18 protein-coding genes are annotated in these 16791 nt (G+C 39.0%); 10 read left to right on the top strand and 8 right to left on the bottom strand.

Features of this window, described 5'->3' with window-relative positions:
* The first annotated feature begins 241 nt into the window (after nt 1–241).
* On the top strand, nt 242–961 hold the full coding sequence (locus F955_RS12370) for a hypothetical protein (RefSeq protein WP_228127688.1): 720 nt from the start codon (nt 242–244) through the stop codon (nt 959–961).
* A 327-nt stretch (nt 962–1288) separates the two neighbouring features.
* Here F955_RS12370 and F955_RS12365 read toward each other — a convergent pair whose 3' ends face one another.
* Entirely contained in the window at nt 1289–1843 is a 555-nt protein-coding gene (locus tag F955_RS12365) for a thermonuclease family protein (RefSeq protein ID WP_004895062.1), read from the bottom strand.
* Nucleotides 1844–2109: 266 nt separating this feature from the next.
* Complete coding sequence (locus F955_RS12360; protein ID WP_004895060.1) at nt 2110–3027, bottom strand: LysR family transcriptional regulator; 918 nt, start codon at nt 3025–3027, stop codon at nt 2110–2112.
* Nucleotides 3028–3118: 91 nt separating this feature from the next.
* Here F955_RS12360 and F955_RS12355 point away from each other — a divergent pair, with 91 nt between their 5' ends.
* The 5 genes from F955_RS12355 (at nt 3119) to F955_RS12335 (ending at nt 7528) form a co-directional block, all read left to right on the top strand.
* Nucleotides 3119–4360: an acyl-CoA dehydrogenase family protein gene (locus F955_RS12355; RefSeq protein WP_004895058.1), complete on the top strand. Its 1242-nt coding sequence runs from the start codon at nt 3119–3121 to the stop codon at nt 4358–4360.
* Between the two features lie 50 nt (nt 4361–4410).
* A complete protein-coding gene (locus tag F955_RS12350; protein WP_004895055.1) occupies nt 4411–5532 on the top strand; it encodes a phosphotransferase family protein in 1122 nt (373 codons plus the stop codon).
* Nucleotides 5529–6227: a histidine phosphatase family protein gene (locus tag F955_RS12345; protein ID WP_004895053.1), complete on the top strand. Its 699-nt coding sequence runs from the start codon at nt 5529–5531 to the stop codon at nt 6225–6227. The genes F955_RS12350 and F955_RS12345 overlap by 4 nt, the downstream gene beginning before the upstream one ends.
* Before the next feature lie 36 nt (nt 6228–6263).
* Nucleotides 6264–7007 carry an SDR family oxidoreductase gene (locus F955_RS12340; RefSeq protein ID WP_004895051.1) on the top strand — a complete coding sequence of 248 codons (744 nt, stop codon included), beginning with the start codon at nt 6264–6266 and terminating at the stop codon, nt 7005–7007.
* Nucleotides 7008–7186: 179 nt separating this feature from the next.
* Complete coding sequence (locus F955_RS12335) at nt 7187–7528, top strand: hypothetical protein (RefSeq protein WP_004895049.1); 342 nt, start codon at nt 7187–7189, stop codon at nt 7526–7528.
* A gap of 75 nt (nt 7529–7603) precedes the next feature.
* On the opposite strand, the gene F955_RS12330 is transcribed toward F955_RS12335, so the two are convergent.
* Nucleotides 7604–8929, bottom strand: coding sequence for an ISNCY family transposase (locus F955_RS12330; RefSeq protein WP_081400761.1), 1326 nt, complete (start codon nt 8927–8929; stop codon nt 7604–7606).
* A 237-nt stretch (nt 8930–9166) separates the two neighbouring features.
* Nucleotides 9167–10291 (bottom strand): DsbA family protein, encoded by a 1125-nt coding sequence (locus F955_RS12325; RefSeq protein WP_004895044.1) that lies wholly within the window; start codon nt 10289–10291, stop codon nt 9167–9169.
* Between the two features lie 112 nt (nt 10292–10403).
* Here F955_RS12325 and F955_RS12320 point away from each other — a divergent pair, with 112 nt between their 5' ends.
* Nucleotides 10404–11195 carry a helix-turn-helix domain-containing protein gene (locus F955_RS12320; RefSeq protein ID WP_004895041.1) on the top strand — a complete coding sequence of 264 codons (792 nt, stop codon included), beginning with the start codon at nt 10404–10406 and terminating at the stop codon, nt 11193–11195.
* Nucleotides 11196–11274: 79 nt separating this feature from the next.
* On the opposite strand, the gene F955_RS12315 is transcribed toward F955_RS12320, so the two are convergent.
* Together F955_RS12315 and F955_RS12310 are read right to left on the bottom strand one after the other, a co-directional pair.
* On the bottom strand, nt 11275–11823 hold the full coding sequence (locus tag F955_RS12315; protein WP_004895040.1) for a TetR/AcrR family transcriptional regulator: 549 nt from the start codon (nt 11821–11823) through the stop codon (nt 11275–11277).
* Nucleotides 11824–11832: 9 nt separating this feature from the next.
* Nucleotides 11833–12177 carry a DMT family transporter gene (locus F955_RS12310; RefSeq protein ID WP_026056812.1) on the bottom strand — a complete coding sequence of 115 codons (345 nt, stop codon included), beginning with the start codon at nt 12175–12177 and terminating at the stop codon, nt 11833–11835.
* 524 nt (nt 12178–12701) lie between these two features.
* Here F955_RS12310 and F955_RS12305 point away from each other — a divergent pair.
* From F955_RS12305 to F955_RS12295, 3 genes are all read left to right on the top strand, one after another.
* Nucleotides 12702–13763: a fatty acid desaturase gene (locus F955_RS12305; protein ID WP_004895036.1), complete on the top strand. Its 1062-nt coding sequence runs from the start codon at nt 12702–12704 to the stop codon at nt 13761–13763.
* A gap of 313 nt (nt 13764–14076) precedes the next feature.
* The gene (locus F955_RS12300; RefSeq protein WP_004895034.1) at nt 14077–14787 is read left to right on the top strand and encodes an SGNH/GDSL hydrolase family protein; all 711 of its coding nucleotides are present in this window, start codon (nt 14077–14079) and stop codon (nt 14785–14787) included.
* A gap of 35 nt (nt 14788–14822) precedes the next feature.
* Nucleotides 14823–15407, top strand: coding sequence for a uracil-DNA glycosylase family protein (locus F955_RS12295; RefSeq protein ID WP_004895032.1), 585 nt, complete (start codon nt 14823–14825; stop codon nt 15405–15407).
* A gap of 143 nt (nt 15408–15550) precedes the next feature.
* On the opposite strand, the gene F955_RS12290 is transcribed toward F955_RS12295, so the two are convergent.
* Both F955_RS12290 and F955_RS12285 read right to left on the bottom strand, forming a co-directional pair.
* Nucleotides 15551–16078 carry a hypothetical protein gene (locus F955_RS12290; protein WP_051005992.1) on the bottom strand — a complete coding sequence of 176 codons (528 nt, stop codon included), beginning with the start codon at nt 16076–16078 and terminating at the stop codon, nt 15551–15553.
* 125 nt (nt 16079–16203) lie between these two features.
* Complete coding sequence (locus F955_RS12285) at nt 16204–16641, bottom strand: hypothetical protein (protein WP_017401702.1); 438 nt, start codon at nt 16639–16641, stop codon at nt 16204–16206.
* Nucleotides 16642–16791: the final 150 nt, after the last annotated feature.

Below are 16791 nucleotides of genomic sequence, written 5' to 3'. Positions count from 1 at the left end.
AACCTGGTTAACTAAATATGCTTAATTTACGCTTATAAATATGAAAATTCAAGTGATGTATCAGTTGCTTCGATATGGCTTAACAGATATTTCAAGGAGTAAATGAGCTAATCTGGTGGGAAAAATCTTTAGTTTTCTTTAACATGCAAACCTAGATGCGAGCAGTGGCTAAGGTGGATTTATGCAGGATTTAGACCTAACAACAATTATCAGTGAATGTTTTAAAAGCAGTTCTAATTTAATGATGGATTTACATCAACCAGCAATTACCTTACCTGAACAGCTGATCCACGCAGTTAAAGAGGCAGCACAGACACGCGCATATACTGAAACAATTCATCATGTAATGTTGCTGGATCAATTTGATGCTTCTCGACTGAGTTATGTCTTTAGTCCGCTTATTCTGTCCGTGCTAAAACATAAAACCATCTTTATCGCTCCAGCCAATACTGAACTGCAACAGATACTGGGAGAATATTTCCGGGTAGAAGCGCTGAAACTAAACCATACCCAAGCCTTACAGGAAATGGATATTTGCTTTGATTTGGTAACCGATGGTTGTTCCATGCCAGATTTACAGCGCTATGCCGTATTCAAGGCCTTACTTGACCCCAATTGTAAGAGCCTGATTGTCATTGGAAATGAACTGGATGCTGGGTTGAAAATATTACTCGAATCATCCGGTATACAGGTTATCCAGCACAAATTGATACAACAGAATTTTGATTTAACTGAAATCGAATTTAAAAAACTGTTATGGAAAAGGAAGACAGATTCAGTTGCCGTCACTTGTGAAGAGATCACGTCAGCTAATATTGAATTAGTTACTCAACTTAGCGGAATACAGCATGCCGATGCCGAGCGTCTAATTGATGACTTGATGTATGGCGAGCATCTGTTCGAAAAAGTCTCAGTCTTTGGCGAATTTACCGAAACTATTTATAAGCATCAGCTAAAATAAAAGATAGCGGAAAGGCATGTCCCAGAGTTGCAGTGATTAGATTTTAGATACGCGCGGGTGGCAGGAATGCAACACATTCCCGATCACGACACGACGTCGTAATGGGGGAATAAAAGACTTTTGCCTACTTTGAGTTTTTCCAAAGTAAGGTTCTGCCTGCACACAGCCACTTAGACTTTTAAAGAGAAGATAAAGCTGTGCAATACATAATTATAAATATTTATGAATATCATAAATTTAAAACATTATTGAGTTGCTATGATGACCTAATATATATCCTGATTAAAATTGTGGGACGGTAGTGAGCCAAAAGGCTCTTTATTCTGCTCAGGATTTTTTCTGTTTACGGTAAATACTTGGTCGTACCGGGTGTGTGCCGCGCCAGAGACCTTTCTTATTTTTCTTGGCATTGCTTTGCAGGCTCATCAGATAGGAGAGGTGTTTCTTGTCACGGATATATTCTTCATAAACCCAAGCTGCACCACGCTTGATGAGTTCTTCATTGACATTTTTACGACGTCGGAAAATGACTCCAACACAGCGTCCATAACGGTCAATATCGGTAATTTGCACACGGACCAGTCTATTCTTGATCATTTTTGCGACCAGCTGCTGGGATTCCTTGCCATAGGCCTGACTGGATTCAGGTGCATCCACATAGGCAAAGCGTAAGCGGGTTTCTGAACGACGGATATTGAAACGATAGCAGGTGAGGGTGTCGCCATCACTGACGGCCTTAACTCGACACCAGTATTTTTTGCCTTTTTTGAAGGGGCGGAACAGTTCTTGTAAAAACACCACAAGTTTGTGCAGCAAATAATAGGAGAAACATAGAGCCACAAGGCCAAGTACAATTTGCCAAGAAGTTGAGAGATGCAACAAAATTAAAATCCAGAACAAGCGCAGTCAGGTGAAGAAATAGCTGACTTATAAAGTGTTCATTCTAGATCAAAGCCTCACGTCTTAAGGCTTTGTAACCGTTTATACGAGGATTTTTTAAGCAAACAAAATAGCCTAAGCAAATAACAAAAAACCAAGCTGCGATTCTTAGGAATAAACTTTTAAAGCTCCATAAATAGCCTAAGCATTTTTAAAATTCACTTATAAAAATAGCCTAAGCATTTTTAAAATTCACTTATAAAAATAGCCTAAGCAAAAATTTTATTAATCTCACTCCGTAAAAATTGATGTCTCTTATTCTTTTGTAAATCCTTATACCAATACATCCCCATATTAATTTTTTGCAGTTTTACAGGGACTTCAAAAATTTTCAGGCTTTTATCAATATGCAAATGATTTAAAACATTTCGGGGAATGGTGAGCATCGCTGAGGGATGCTGCTGCAAAATCTGTAACGCCGTCGAGTAATGCTGACAACGCAGGAAAATTTGCCGAGATAGGTGATTACGGCTTAAATACAGATCTTCAACCAATACACCGGTCCGGCGCGAAGACACACCAATATGTGGGGAGGCGAGATAACTTTTTTCCGTGACTTGTTGCTGTTGAGTACAGACGACAAACTCATCCTGATCCAGTAATTCAAACTGGATTTTGTCGCCCAAAGGCTGTTCCAGATCGATCACAAAATCAACTTGCTGGGTTGCTAAATCAGAAACAATATTCTTTCGGTCCAGTTTAATACTGACAAACTGAATATCCAGATTAAAACGCTGAAAATGTGCGACCAGTTTTGGCAAGATCATCGGTTCAATTTCATCATGTACAGCAATCTTTAGATTTTGTACCAAGGTGGGCTCAAATTGTTGGTTCTGGATGGAAATATTCTGGATGGTGATGAGAGCATGTTTAATTTCTGAATAAATCTGTTCCGCAAACGGCGTTGGCTGCATTTTACTGCCAGTCCGTACAAACAAATCATCCTGCAGATGCTGCCTTAAACGTTGTAAGGCATGACTGGCAGCAGACTGGGTAATTGACAGGATTTGTGCAGCCCGGGAAATACTTTTCTGTTCAAAGACAGCAACAAAAAGTGGATATAAATTGATATCGATCCGATGGAAACTGCGAAGATCGATACTGTTTTCATTATGAATCTGTTGCATATTAAACTATGGAATAAAATCATTTTATTCATAATAGGTTTTAGGTTAAGGTCTTGTAAAGCAGAATAATCATATCCAGAGGAAAGTTGCCATGTTTGAGCTATCAGCACGTGCACAGGACTACGTTGAACGCACCAGAAAATTTATTAGAGATGAGATCGAGCCAATTGAGGCAGATTTCTGGCATCAGGTGCATGAGCTGAATCAGGGCGGTGACTGGACCAAATGGCAATGGCCGGCTGAACTGGAAAATTTAAAAGCCAAAGCCAAAGCAGCAGGGTTATGGAATATGTTCCTGCCATGTGCTGAATTGGGTCAAGCATTGTCGGTCAATGAATATGCGCATATTGCTGAACTGTCTGGACGTAGTCTGATTGCACCAACGGTATTTAACTGTAATGCTCCAGATAGCGGCAATATGGAAGTATTATGGCGTTATGGATCTGAACAACAAAAACAGCAATGGCTCATGCCGTTATTAGAGGGAAAAATCCGCTCGGTATTCTGTATGACTGAACCCGCAGTGGCCTCCAGTGATGCCACCAATATGCAGGCAACGGCGGTCATTGAAGGTGATGAAATTGTATTAAATGGCCGTAAATGGTGGTCATCTGGTCTGGGTGATCCAAATGCCAAAATCATTATCTTTATGGCACATACTCCCGATGAAACTAAAGACCGTCATCATCAGCATTCCATGGTTTTAGTTCCAGTCGATACTGCGGGCGTGAAAATCGAGCGTATGTTGCCCGTCTTTGGTGATTATGATGCTCCACATGGCCACGGCGAAGTTAGTTTTGATAATGTGCGGGTACCAGTATGCAATTTTATTGGGGGCGCTGGTCAGGGCTTTGAAATTGCCCAAGGTCGTTTAGGCCCAGGTCGTATTCATCACTGCATGCGTTGTATTGGTGCAGCAGAAAAATCTCTGGAACTGATGATTGATCGTGGCATGAGCCGCACGGCGTTTGGTAAAGAGATTTTGAAACTGGGTGGCAATTTGGAACGGGTCGCAGAAGCACGGGTTGCAATTGATCAGGCGCGCTTATTAACCTTGTATGCTGCCTATAAAATGGATACTTTAGGGAACATGGCGGCTTTGACAGAAATCTCGGCCATTAAAGTCGTGGCACCAAGTGTGCTGGAAAAAGTCGTGGATATGGCAATCCAGATTCATGGTGGCGCTGGTGTTTCACGTGATACACCATTGACCGGATTCTTTGCCCAGGCACGTGCACTACGTTTGGCAGATGGCCCGGATGAAGTACATAAGGGCATGATTGCAAAATTAGAGTTGGCAAAACGTGGTTATAGTACGCGTCGTAAAAAATAAGTCTTAAGTTTAAAGATATTTAGATAGTAAAAAGATTTTAAGGAAATATTATGGCAGTCATTGATGTCGGTGGAAAAGTTCGTGAGGGTGAAGAACTGGATGTCCGCGCTATAGGAAACTGGCTGATTGAACACGGTGAAAATATTGAGGGTCCAGTTGAAGTCACCCAATATTCTGGTGGTGCGTCGAACTGGACTTATCGCCTGAAATATAGCAATGCCGATTTAATTCTGCGTCGTCCACCTAAAGGCACCAAGGCCAAATCTGCACATGACATGGCGCGTGAATATCATGTACAACGGGCACTGGCTGATCACTATCCAGTTGTTCCGGAAATGTTGTTGCTATGTCAGGATGAATCAGTGATTGGCTGTGATTTCTATGTGATGAAACGCATTGAAGGCATTATTCCACGAGCGAACTTGCCCAAAGAGCTGGACTTCAATGAAGCTCAGGTACGCGAACTCTGTGTCAATGTCATTGATAAACTGATCGAGTTGCATCAGGTTCCTTATCATGGTACTGAACTGGAAAAGTTAGGCAAAGGTGAGGGTTACTGCCGACGTCAGGTAGAAGGTTGGGATAGCCGTTATGACAAAGCTAAAACGATTAACGTACCTTCATTTAAATATGTACGTAACTGGCTAAAAGATAATATTCCTGCCGATTCTAAAACCTGTGTGATTCACAATGACTGGCGTTTTGATAATGTTATTCTGGATCCTGACAATCCAACACAGGTGATTGGGGTACTGGACTGGGAAATGGCGACTCTAGGCGATCCACTGATGGACCTGGGTTCTGCCTTAGCCTATTGGGTGGAAGAGACTGACAATGCAATTTTCAAGGCAACCCGCCGTCAGCCGACCAATCTAAAAGGGATGTTTACCCGTAAGGAGGTTGTGGATTACTACTTGGAAAAAACTGGATTACAGCCAGAGAATTGGACCTTCTATGAAGTATTTGGCATTTTCCGTTTAGCGGTAATTGCCCAGCAGATTTATTATCGTTACTACCATAAACAAACCAATAACCCGGCGTTTAAAGATTTTTGGGTGGTGATTCATGCATTGCATATCCGTGCCTTAAAGCTGATTGGCAAACAAAAGATCGAAGCCAATGATCTTGCCCAGAAGTATATGAATAAATTTAAAGAGTTAATGCCAAAATGACCACCATTTACCTGATTCGACATGGCCAGGCATCATTTGGAGCAGAAAGCTATGATCAGCTTTCTCCCAACGGTGAACTGCAAGCCAAGTTACTTGGACGTTATTTCGACTCTATTCTTAAAGAAGCACCTGTGGTGATTGCGGGATCAATGCAACGTCATCAGCAAACGGCGCAACTTTGCCTGGATGAATGTTTTCCTGAAAGTGAATTGATTACCAATCCTGCCTGGAATGAGTTTAATCATACCCAAGTCTTTGCCAGGTATGAGCCGCGATTTAATCAGCCGGAATTATTAAAAGAAGATGTGGCACAACATGCCAATCCTCGAGCGTATTTAAGCAAAATCTTTGAAGGGGCAATTGAACGCTGGACGGGGGGAGATTATCACCATGAATATGAAGAATCTTGGCCAGACTTTAAAAACCGTGTTGAATCTGCATTGCAAGATCTATGCAATGAACTGGCTGAGAAAAGACCGCGCTATGCTGTAGTGTTTACTTCGGGTGGCGTTATCTCTGTGGCAGCAGGGAAAATTCTAGGCTTGAGTCCGAGCAAAACTTTTGCCTTAAACTGGGCCATTGCCAATACCAGCATGACGACTTTGCGTTTGGTGGGTAATGAACCGCAGTTACTTAGTCTGAATGAACATCATTTTATTAAGGCAAATCAACCAGAATTACTCACCTGGATCTAAAAGATCTGGAACAAAATGATTTTAAAGGAATAAAAAATGGCTAAAACAATTCTAATTACCGGGGCAAGTTCCGGAATTGGTGCAGGTATGGCACGTGAATTTGCACAAAAAGGTTATAACCTGGCAATCTGTGCGCGTCGTATGGAACGTCTGGAAGATTTAAAGCAGGAACTGGAAAACCAGTACGGGATCAAAGTGATTGCCAAAACCCTGGATGTGACCAACTATGATCAGGTCTTTGAAGTATTCCGTGCCTTTAAGGAAGAGTTTAGTAGCATTGACCGAATTATCGTGAATGCTGGCGTTGGTGAAGGTCGTCGTATTGGAAAAGGCAACTTTGCTATTAACAAAGCTACGGTGGAAACCAATTTTATTTCTGCCTTAGCCCAGTGTGAAGCTGCAGTCGAGATTTTTCGTGCGCAAAACTCAGGTCATTTGGTCATGATTTCATCCATGAGCGCAATGCGTGGTATGCCAAAACACCTGACCGCCTACGGGGCTAGTAAGGCAGGAGTCGCGCATCTGGCAGAAGGAATTCGTGCAGAGCTGATTGATACACCTATTAAAGTGACGACGATTTTCCCGGGTTATATTCGTACTGAAATTAATGAAGGTGCGAAAAAACTGCCATTTGAGGTAGACGAAAAAACGGGTTCGCGTTTATTGGCTGCTGAAATTGAAAAAGCACCGGTTAAAGCGTATGTACCGAAATGGCCTTGGTTACCGTTGGGCTTGGCTATGAAAGTATTACCACTAAAACTGGTGAATAAACTAGGATAATTCTTGTTTGGATGATCAAAAAGCTCCTAACGGGGCTTTTTTATTTTTGGAATTGAAACATTTTGACTTTAAAAATTAAGAAAATAATGTCTGGAAATTATTTTTTATAAATATGATTATACATTATGGTTTAGCATAGCTAAGGGTTGGTGAATATATGTATATGGGCTTATAACCAAATGAAAAAATTAGCTTTTATAATTATTCTGGTATTGACAGCAATGCCATATGCTCAAGCAGCATCTGATGAAGGAAAAAATCCGGATACGACCCGATTGTGTGAGGGAAAAGGACCTCATGTAAAGCTTACGGTTAAAATTGAGGGTCATACCATAAAAGGCTCATGTCAGATCGGCTTTAAACCTGCTCAAGTAAATGCCTTGGACTATGAAGCAATACGCGCTCCCGCTGTGCAAAATGCATGTAAGAGCAAAGCACGTGGTTCGACTCTTGTCATGAATGTAAATGGTGAACAGATACCGGGTAAATGTGACCTGGTCTTTAAAAGAAATCATCGTTAAAAATATATTTAACTATTTCTTATTTGTGTTATTCCCAATTAGAAATGTCCTACCTAATAACCAAATAGAAATGTCCTATATGGACATTTCCAAGTCAAGCACAGGATTCAGATTTCGTTGTTGAATTGCTGTTTTCTGTGCACGTCTGCTTGGCATCTTTTGAGAACGATTACGTTTGTTTTGCTGTTCCAGTTCTTCATGCTGTTGTTGAATATGCAGCAATACAGAACTTAAACGTTTATTCTCAACAATCTCTCGCTGGTTAAGCTGACTTAATTTATCGAAGATGCTGTAATTGATCTTCCGTCCTTCATGCATGATCGCTACAGTACCATCCGGATATTCTAGAAACTCAAGATATTTACCGATCAGCTTCTGATTTTCTTGGATATTATCCAGAATATATACACATTTATCATAAGTAATGGTCAGGCTATTGGTGACTCTGCGGGGTTCACGCCAAGTAAAAATATCATCTAATTCTTCAGCTGTTTCAGTGACAGTCCGGTGGAGATCCTTAGGATTAAAGGCCATCTTGGCAAATTTACGATTAAATTGCTCAATAAAGCAGGGCAGCCAGGCATTGGCATCTGCAATCGAACTGATAGCTTCTAAGCGCATCTCCTTAATCAGACGATCCTGAAGCGTTCTATTGGCTCGTTCTACACGTCCTTTGGCCTGTGGTGAATTGGCGAAGATGATATCGATATTGAGCGTACTGAGTACTCGCCCAAATTGGGTAATCTTGGTGTCTTTCTTGCTGCTTTGATTTACCCTAAAGACTGAATGTTTGTCGCTGTAAAACGCTAAGGGCTTACCGTGCTGTTCAACATACAAACGTGTCGAAATCATATAGTCAAAGGTTGATTCTGACTCACAGAAGCGTAAATGCTGTAATTTGCCTGTGGCATCATCAATAAACACCAGCAGACAGCATTTAGCAGCACGCCCTTCGAACCAGTCATGGTGAGAGCCATCAATCTGGATCAGTTCACCATAGCAATCCCGGTTATATCGAGGCTGATATGGGCGTTTCAGGCGCTTGGCGCGAGGAATCCACAAGTCGGCTGCAATCATCCAAGAACGCAGGGTTTCTACTGAAAGATCGAATCCATGTACGGTGGTGAGCTTTTCATGCGCTAAAGTGGGTCCGAAACCATGGAGTTGGTCAGAAACAATATTGAGGCACTTGAGTCTGAGTTCTTCAGGAAGTTTGGAATTGCTGGTTTGGCCACGACCGGCATGGGCTAATGCAGCTGGACCTTGAGCTTTGTATTTCTGCAGTAAGCGTCTGATCTGACGTTCTGAGATATGAAGTAGCTGAGCAGCCTGGGATTGAGTTATGCGTTGATCGCAGATTTCCTGCAAGACCGACAATCGTTTAAGTTCTTTATCCGACATAGACACCAACATATCAAACCGTCCGCTTCGATAATCGCAAAAGCGCATATTCTAAAAGCGGACATTTTTACTTTGGAGAAACCGGACATTTCTATTTTGGAGTTACAATTTGACTTTGTATAATCGAAATTATGTTAAATTCGGGATTTATTTCTTGAATAAGTTTATTTTTTCCTAATTTTGGAAATCGATATTCAAAATATTTTCATTAAAAATGAATTAAGCATTTAGTAATATTCAGATAGACAGGCTTTGAATTAAATCTCTTTCAAGCATCCAAATCCGATCTTGCCCCCATAAGGCGGAGTATCCTTCCACATAAAATGATGGAACTCCCCATAAACCTTTATCTAGTAATTCTTTTCGATTTTCTTCAGCTATGATTTTCCAGCTTTCATCATTCAGTAATGCAGTAACTTCCGATTCTGAAATACCAGCTCTATCTGCTAAAAAATGAAGTCCTTTCATTGATGCTGCATCAACTCCATCTGCAAAAACACCTTTTAAAAAGGAATGTAAAAAAGCATTACCTTTTCCCTGTTGAATCGCATGATGCAACACGGCTAAACCTTGCTTCGTTGCTAATCCTACAGGATCAACTACACAACCAAAGGGTAAATTTAACCGGTTAGCTTCTCGTTTTGAGTCTAATAAAATATACAAACGCTTCTCAATTGGAACGGGCAATCCTCTCATTACCATAGGCAGGACAAAACGAAGTTTCAATTCTGCTTGATAATGTTCAGCCAATTGAAAAATACGGTCCAAGGCAAGCCAAGTATAAGGACTACGTAAAGAACAGAAAAAGTGAATTATAGGCTTTATCCTTTTTTCTGGCATTTCCTTATAAAGGAGTGGGGGTGGCGAGGTTAAAGGTTCTAAATCAGAATCATTTGATAATCCTATTTTCATTAATCTTCTTTCTAGATAATGTAAACGATCAATTCCCCAATACCATTCTCCCTCAAAATAGAACATTGCACCTGAATAGTGACCTAATTGATGCAATAGCGTGGTTCCATTGGGGGCCGAAACTTGATGCACAGGTGCTAAATTAAATTTTTTCGTCAGCTCAGCCGCATCCCGTTTTGCCCATTCATTTAATCGTTCTTGATCGGGGTTAATTTGTTTTGAAGGCTGGTCAAGTAAATACGTCTGAATTTGAACTTTATAACGCTGTTGTAATTGCGCAATTAATGAAGCACTTAACTGGCTATATGGATCATCAGGTTGATGAAAGTAATGTATTGTCGCTTTAGAAAAAGTTAAATTACGTTTTACTTCGTGTAGATTGAAACGAATATTTTGTAATACCGGATTTGTAATCAATTGGGTGATAATTTTTGAAATTATTGGATTCATTTTAAAAGTTCATTTCATTAAAAATAGCTATTCATGCAATGAACTTATAAAAAGGACAATTTGAACTCAATAACCAATAAGGTCATAAAATCAATTTTTTAATGAGAACAATATGATGCATACCGTCTTACCCTTAGATCAAAGTGCTGGACAGCAATTACGTATGCTTCGAAAAAATGAAAAGTTAAGTCAATTAGATTTGTCTATGATGACAGGTATATCTCAACGCTATTTGAGCTGTATAGAAACGGATAAAGTTATACCCAGTGCTAATACACTGCATATTATTCTTTGTGCCCTGAATGCTCCAATTGAACAATCCAATCTTATATTTTTAGCCTCAGGATATGCACCAAGATATAAGCCAGTGATTCAGATGCAAGATCAAAATATGCTTGCTAAGGCACTTCATCATATTTTACACAATCAGAATCCAGCTCCAGCATTTGTGTTAAATAGGAACTGGGATATTGTAGAAATAAATGAAAGTGTGGATGCACTATTAGACTTTATGGAGCTTCCACAACTACAGGCTAACTCCATAAATTTATTGGATCTAGTTTTTGAAACTGATCAATTTACTGCTCAAATTATAAATGTAAATGAAGTAAAAAGTATTATCTGGCATAGAGCTTCGAAGGAGGCGATTAGCAATTTAGCATTAGCTGAACGTTTAAAAAAATATCATTATTCAAAAGATTTTAAATACCTCATGCCATCAATGCCGTCCTTGGTCTTAATTCACATTAAAGCTAAACAAAATGATTTGAAGTTTTTTTCAACCTTCACAACATTTGGAATACCAAATGGGAGTACAGAAGATTCTTTAAGAATTGATCATTTTATTCCTGCAAATGATCAAACTTGGGAAGTTATGAAAGGTCTGTATATAGAATCAATCTAACACTCTTATAAGAAATCAAAAAAATAAGATTAAAACCGTAGTTTTTGCTGCATTTATTTTGAATTTTGTATAGCCGCCCTTATATTAAATAGGTTCTTTTTATTAGTTCATCCTTGTAATGTAATGAGTTTTGTTCATCGATTATGTCTGTTACGGTTTGAAGCCATAAACCATCAGTTGCTAAGCGAATAAACTCCAGTTCTATATAATTATCAGTCTCTGAATATTGCTTTAATTTTTCTTTAAACCATATCCCAAACTTTTTATTGAATGTTGGATCACTGATCATTGTTTTAGTTAAAGCTGTCCAAGGAGACACCAAGCCATCTATACATGTCATGAAAGCACTCTGTATATATGCGCGGGTAAACTTTCCATATTCAGTATCATCTTCTGCAATTAAGCTTTCTACCGCTTGATCAAGGTGCAGGATAATTTCAGAAATCATTGCGTCAACTAAAATATTTTTATTGGCGAAATGATGAAAAACTCCGCCTTTTGTAACTCCCACACCATTTGCAACATTCTGAATAGAAACAGCCTGAGTACCATTTTCAGAAGCTAATATAATGGCTTGTTCAATAATACGTTTTCGAATAAGTTCAGGTTGTTTCTTAGGTTGTTGCATTTTTTTCACTTAATGACCTGTGGATTGAGAGAATAGGTTGATAATGGCGACTCCAGATACGATCAAAGCAATACCAAGTAATGCTGGACCATCTAAAGTCTGCTTGAATAGAACGTAGCCAACTATTGCTGTTAAAACAATACCTACTCCTCCCCATATTGCATATGCAATGCCTAATGGAATCGTCTTGATTACTTGCGATAACAGGTAGAAAGCTATACTAAATAAAACTACCACCATAATACTTGGAAATAGTTTTGAGAAACCTTCTGATTTAACTAAAAAAGTACTACCTATGACTTCTGTAATTATAGCCAATCCTAATAAGCCATAGGCTAAAAGAAGAGCATTCATTTCAACACCTTCATATTCAACATACCAACCGACAGGTATGTTAAGAAAATAATGTTTTTTGTACAACATATTTATAAAGGTTCTCTCCGTCCTTCTAAAATTAATATTATGTATGCTATATGAAATTTTCTATATTTTTCTTTAAATATCAATATATTGTTAAATTCTTTCTGATAGCTTAAAGGATTATAGTAGAAAACTTTTTGTTCTATATGTTAAACGCTTATTTTTTTGACCGAAGCCTTACAATAGTAGTGAGAAATTATAAAGCTTTAACTCTTTTGGCAGGCTATCTGATCTTTGAAATCATAGTTTATAAAATAGATATCTCCTTAAAGATTAGTATATTTACTCAATTTTAAAAAATAGAATGCTTAAATAAAATACAATTTTATTGAATTAAAATTTATTTTGTAACAACTGCTTTTTTTCTAAACATCTTGCTTTTAAAACCAGAAATATTAACTTTTATTTTCCGTATTTTCCTTTAATGTACACCTGTCCATAAATTAAAGGTTGTACATATGTCTTCATCCTCGGATATGACCAGTCAGCAGCGGATTGCCAAAGTCAGAACTGTGGTCATGCAGGCTGGCGAGGACCTGCGAGCACGATATCCCATCCTGAAACATCAAAATTTCATTGGTGCGAGTATTCTGACTTTTGCCTGGTCAGGCATGATTATATCTGCGTTGGCCTTTTATTATGGATATCTGACCGCATGGATCACCATTCCACTGATTGCCATATTTGCATCCTTAACACATGAATTGGAACATGATTTGATCCATTACATGTATTTCAAAAAAATGCCATGGGCACATCATTTAATGCTGGCTTTGGTATGGTTGGCACGTCCGAATACGATCAGTCCGTGGGCACGTCGTCGCCTGCATCTACATCATCATAAATATTCAGGGACTGAAAGTGACTTGGAAGAACGTGGTATCAGTAATGGTATGCCGTGGGGGACTCGACGTATTTTAGTGATCAGTGACCAGTTGATGTCAGTCTATCTGCGGCCATTTCAGATGTTCAAAATGATCCACCTGTTTCTGGAAAAGCAGCCTGAAAAAGAACGTAAAATTGCACAAATTTCACAGCTGCTTGGCTTTTTGCCTTTAAGTATTGTTTACTACGGTTTGTGTTATGTATTTGCAGTATTTCATATTTCCAATGCGATCGTACCCATGTTTGGTTATGAAATGCTGTGGTCACAAAGCATAATCGAGGCCATGCCATGGGTTAATTTAATGGCAGTCATTTGGGTGCTTCCCAACTTTATCCGTTCTTTTAGTTTACAGTTTGTCAGTTCAAATATGCATTATTACGGCGATATTGACCCGCGTGATGTAATCAAACAAACCCAAGTCTTGAACCCATGGTGGATGATGCCATTTCAGCTATTCTGCTTTAACTTTGGTGCAACACATGCGATCCATCATTTTGTCGTAAAAGAGCCATTTTATATCCGTCATATGACTGCCAAGACCGCACATAAAGTCATGAAAGAAGTAGGTGTGCGCTTTAATGATATTGGAACATTCCGTCGTTTAAATCGCTGGAATGAAATCAAAGCTAAGTAAAATAATAATGAAGTAAAATCCTGCTATAAGCGGGATTTTTTTATTTCTATACTTTAATTTTAATACAGAATTATTAAGAAGAATTTTAAGCGGTATATATTGATATTGTGTTTTAATTTTTTGATTATTAATTGTTTTTTATAATAATGGCGAATACTTTTTTAAAATACTACAGCCATTATTAGGGGACAAGGCATAGAAATGGATAGAAATATAAATATGTGAATATTCATAAAAAGTGACTATTAAGTTGTTACTTGAAGATTATAAACTGGGGTAAAATTAATCCTATCCTTATATAAATTAATCCATTATGTTGCTCAAAGCTGCTACGATTGCCTTAATACCTGCTCTAGTCATCCAGGGTAATCGCGTCAAGAAAAAAACGCTACGATTACCAGAACCTGCTGGGGAACGCGAAGGTTTGATTGGGCAAGGGAAACCTTTATCCATCCTGATTGTTGGAGATTCGGCAGCAGCCGGTGTCGGGGTAGATCATCAAGAAGACGCATTAACTGGGGCAATCTTAAGTCAGCTCCAGCAAGATTATCAGATTCGCTGGAAACTTCAGGCGAAAACGGGAGATGCGACTTCCAACGTCATTCGCGTATTAGAAAAAATTCCGGCTGAACACTATGATGTTGTAGTGACTTCAGTCGGTGTAAATGATGTTACCAAGCTGATACCCGCAGATGTGTGGATTAAAAAGCAGCAGAAACTTTATCAGGCGATTGAAAGTCGCTTTAGTCCTGAGTTAATTATCGCGGCCGGTGTTCCACCAATGAACATGTTCCCGGCTTTACCAAATCCATTAGCTTGGTTATTTGGTCATTATGCCAAAGCCATGAACTCTGAGCTGGAGAAATTTGTCAGCAAGAAAGCCAATATGCAGTGGATTGAGTACGATATCAAACAATATCAGGCACTCAATCTGGAAATGGCCAAAGACGGTTTTCACCCGAGTAAAGAAGTTTATACGCTTTGGGGACAGGAAGTTGCTACAAAAATCCGCCAAAAATTTTAGAATAGAATTTCTATACACTAATTTAGTGGAATTTTATGTCGGATATTGAAACCCATCCTCTAGAACCTTTTTTACCGGAAAATTCCAAACTTCTGATGATGGGCAGTTTTCCGCCACCAGAAACACGTTGGAAAATGCGTTTCTATTATCCAAATTATCAAAATGATATGTGGCGGATATTTGGTTTAATTTTCTTTCATAATAAAGATTACTTTCTGGATATTGCCAATAAGAATTTTCAGGAGATGCTGATTCGGGAATTTTTGCTGGAAAAAGGTATTGCGATTTTTGATACGGCGTATCAGATCCGGCGATTGAAAGGGAATGCTTCAGATAAATTTCTGGAAATTGTTACGCCAACTGACCTCAACAAACTGCTTGTTCAGATGCCTTTATGTCATAGCATTATGACCACAGGCGATAAAGCGACCGAAACCCTGATGCTATCCATGCCTGAAGGCACAGAAAAACCTGCTATCGGGCAGCCGAGTAAAGCACATTTTGCTGGACGTGAACTAAAACTCTATCGAATGCCATCATCATCACGAGCCTATCCATTGGCTTTGGAGAAAAAGGCGGAAGCCTATCGGCAATTGTTTAGAGATGCTGGACTGATTTAGGTTTTAGCAATAAAGGTGAATGCAATACTTATACTGTTTACGTTAAATCTATCTTGATTGAAGCACATATTTCATTTTGGGATTAAGAAAATAAAATGCATGCATATTTATAGTTAATTACCAACTAATAGTAAGTATTAAATCTATGTATCCGGCATCATTTGTGGATATTCCACCCATTTAAAACCATGCGCCTGAAAATCCCGAACATGGCTAAAGTCAGACCAGATCAGGCGGCTGCCTTTGGTCCATCTTAATAGTTTTATTCTACGATGGACCAGCTCCAGTTCAGTTTCAGTTGCAGGTCGCAGTTCACTGATTTCCGCATATAAACGTACTCCTGGATAACTGCTAAATTTACCGCTCATTAAAGATTTTAGCCAAAATGACTGGCTACTATTTACTGCTTGAATACACGCTTTCGAACTATGTGGAAGGTTCTGTTTCAGGCTGGTACAGTAGCGGTCAAAGAAAAAGCCTGTGGGTTTATATTCATGTAAAAATAAAGTGCCGATGGGACTGCTTGTAGGAAATCCATCAGAGGTGATTGTAGATACCGAGCAGTGCATGGCAGCACGCTGGGCATCAGCAAAGACATTCCGGATCTTAAGCCAATCTTGAGGCTGAATATTTACCATCATAAGGTTATCTTCATTTTTTATTATTTTCATTAACATAGCATAGAGCATATATAAAATTGCCGAGACATTACGACTTACCATTCATCTCTATAGAAATTTTAAAATAAAAAAGGCGATTGAATCGCCCTTAAATGTTTTAGTGATGGCTTTAAATATTAACCATCATATTCCACATAATCCCAAAGATTTAAACGAGATTTAATTTCACGACGAATATTCGGTAATAAAGGCAACAGCGTGCCATCGATCCATAAACTCAAAGCTTGTGAAGATAGTAATTGTTGCTGCTCATCAACCAGTTTCGCACCTTTGACGACGACCAAAGTTTCTTCATTGACTTCAGTTTCTACACCTTTAAAGAGCACCTGCAGATCATAGCCAGAATCCTGAATCAGCCATTCCATTTCAATCTGGATATTTTCATTGGACTGGATGATAACCTGACCTTCAATCACTTCTGTATCAGAAATACAATCATGCTCTACACGGATTTTGGCGAGAAACCATTCCTGAGCGGATAATTCTTGAAGGGTTTTGTTTGGTGTGAGGATATCACTTAACTTAAACTGGCGGCTTAAATCAAAAAATTGCATGGGAGTGTGGCGAAAAAACTTCGCATAAAACTGGAAAAGTGTAATTTTAAGGCAATCTAGAGCTGTGGTACAGATCATGACAGCATTGATCGAATAAACGTCTAAAACCTGCACGATTTTCAATTAATCCTAAAATTAACAATCTCTAAA

Origin of the sequence: Acinetobacter schindleri CIP 107287 (assembly GCF_000368625.1) — a bacterium.
GTDB lineage: Bacteria > Pseudomonadota > Gammaproteobacteria > Pseudomonadales > Moraxellaceae > Acinetobacter > Acinetobacter schindleri.
The sequence above is the reverse complement of the archived record's forward strand: the minus strand, read 5'-3'. Positions and strand labels throughout refer to the sequence as shown.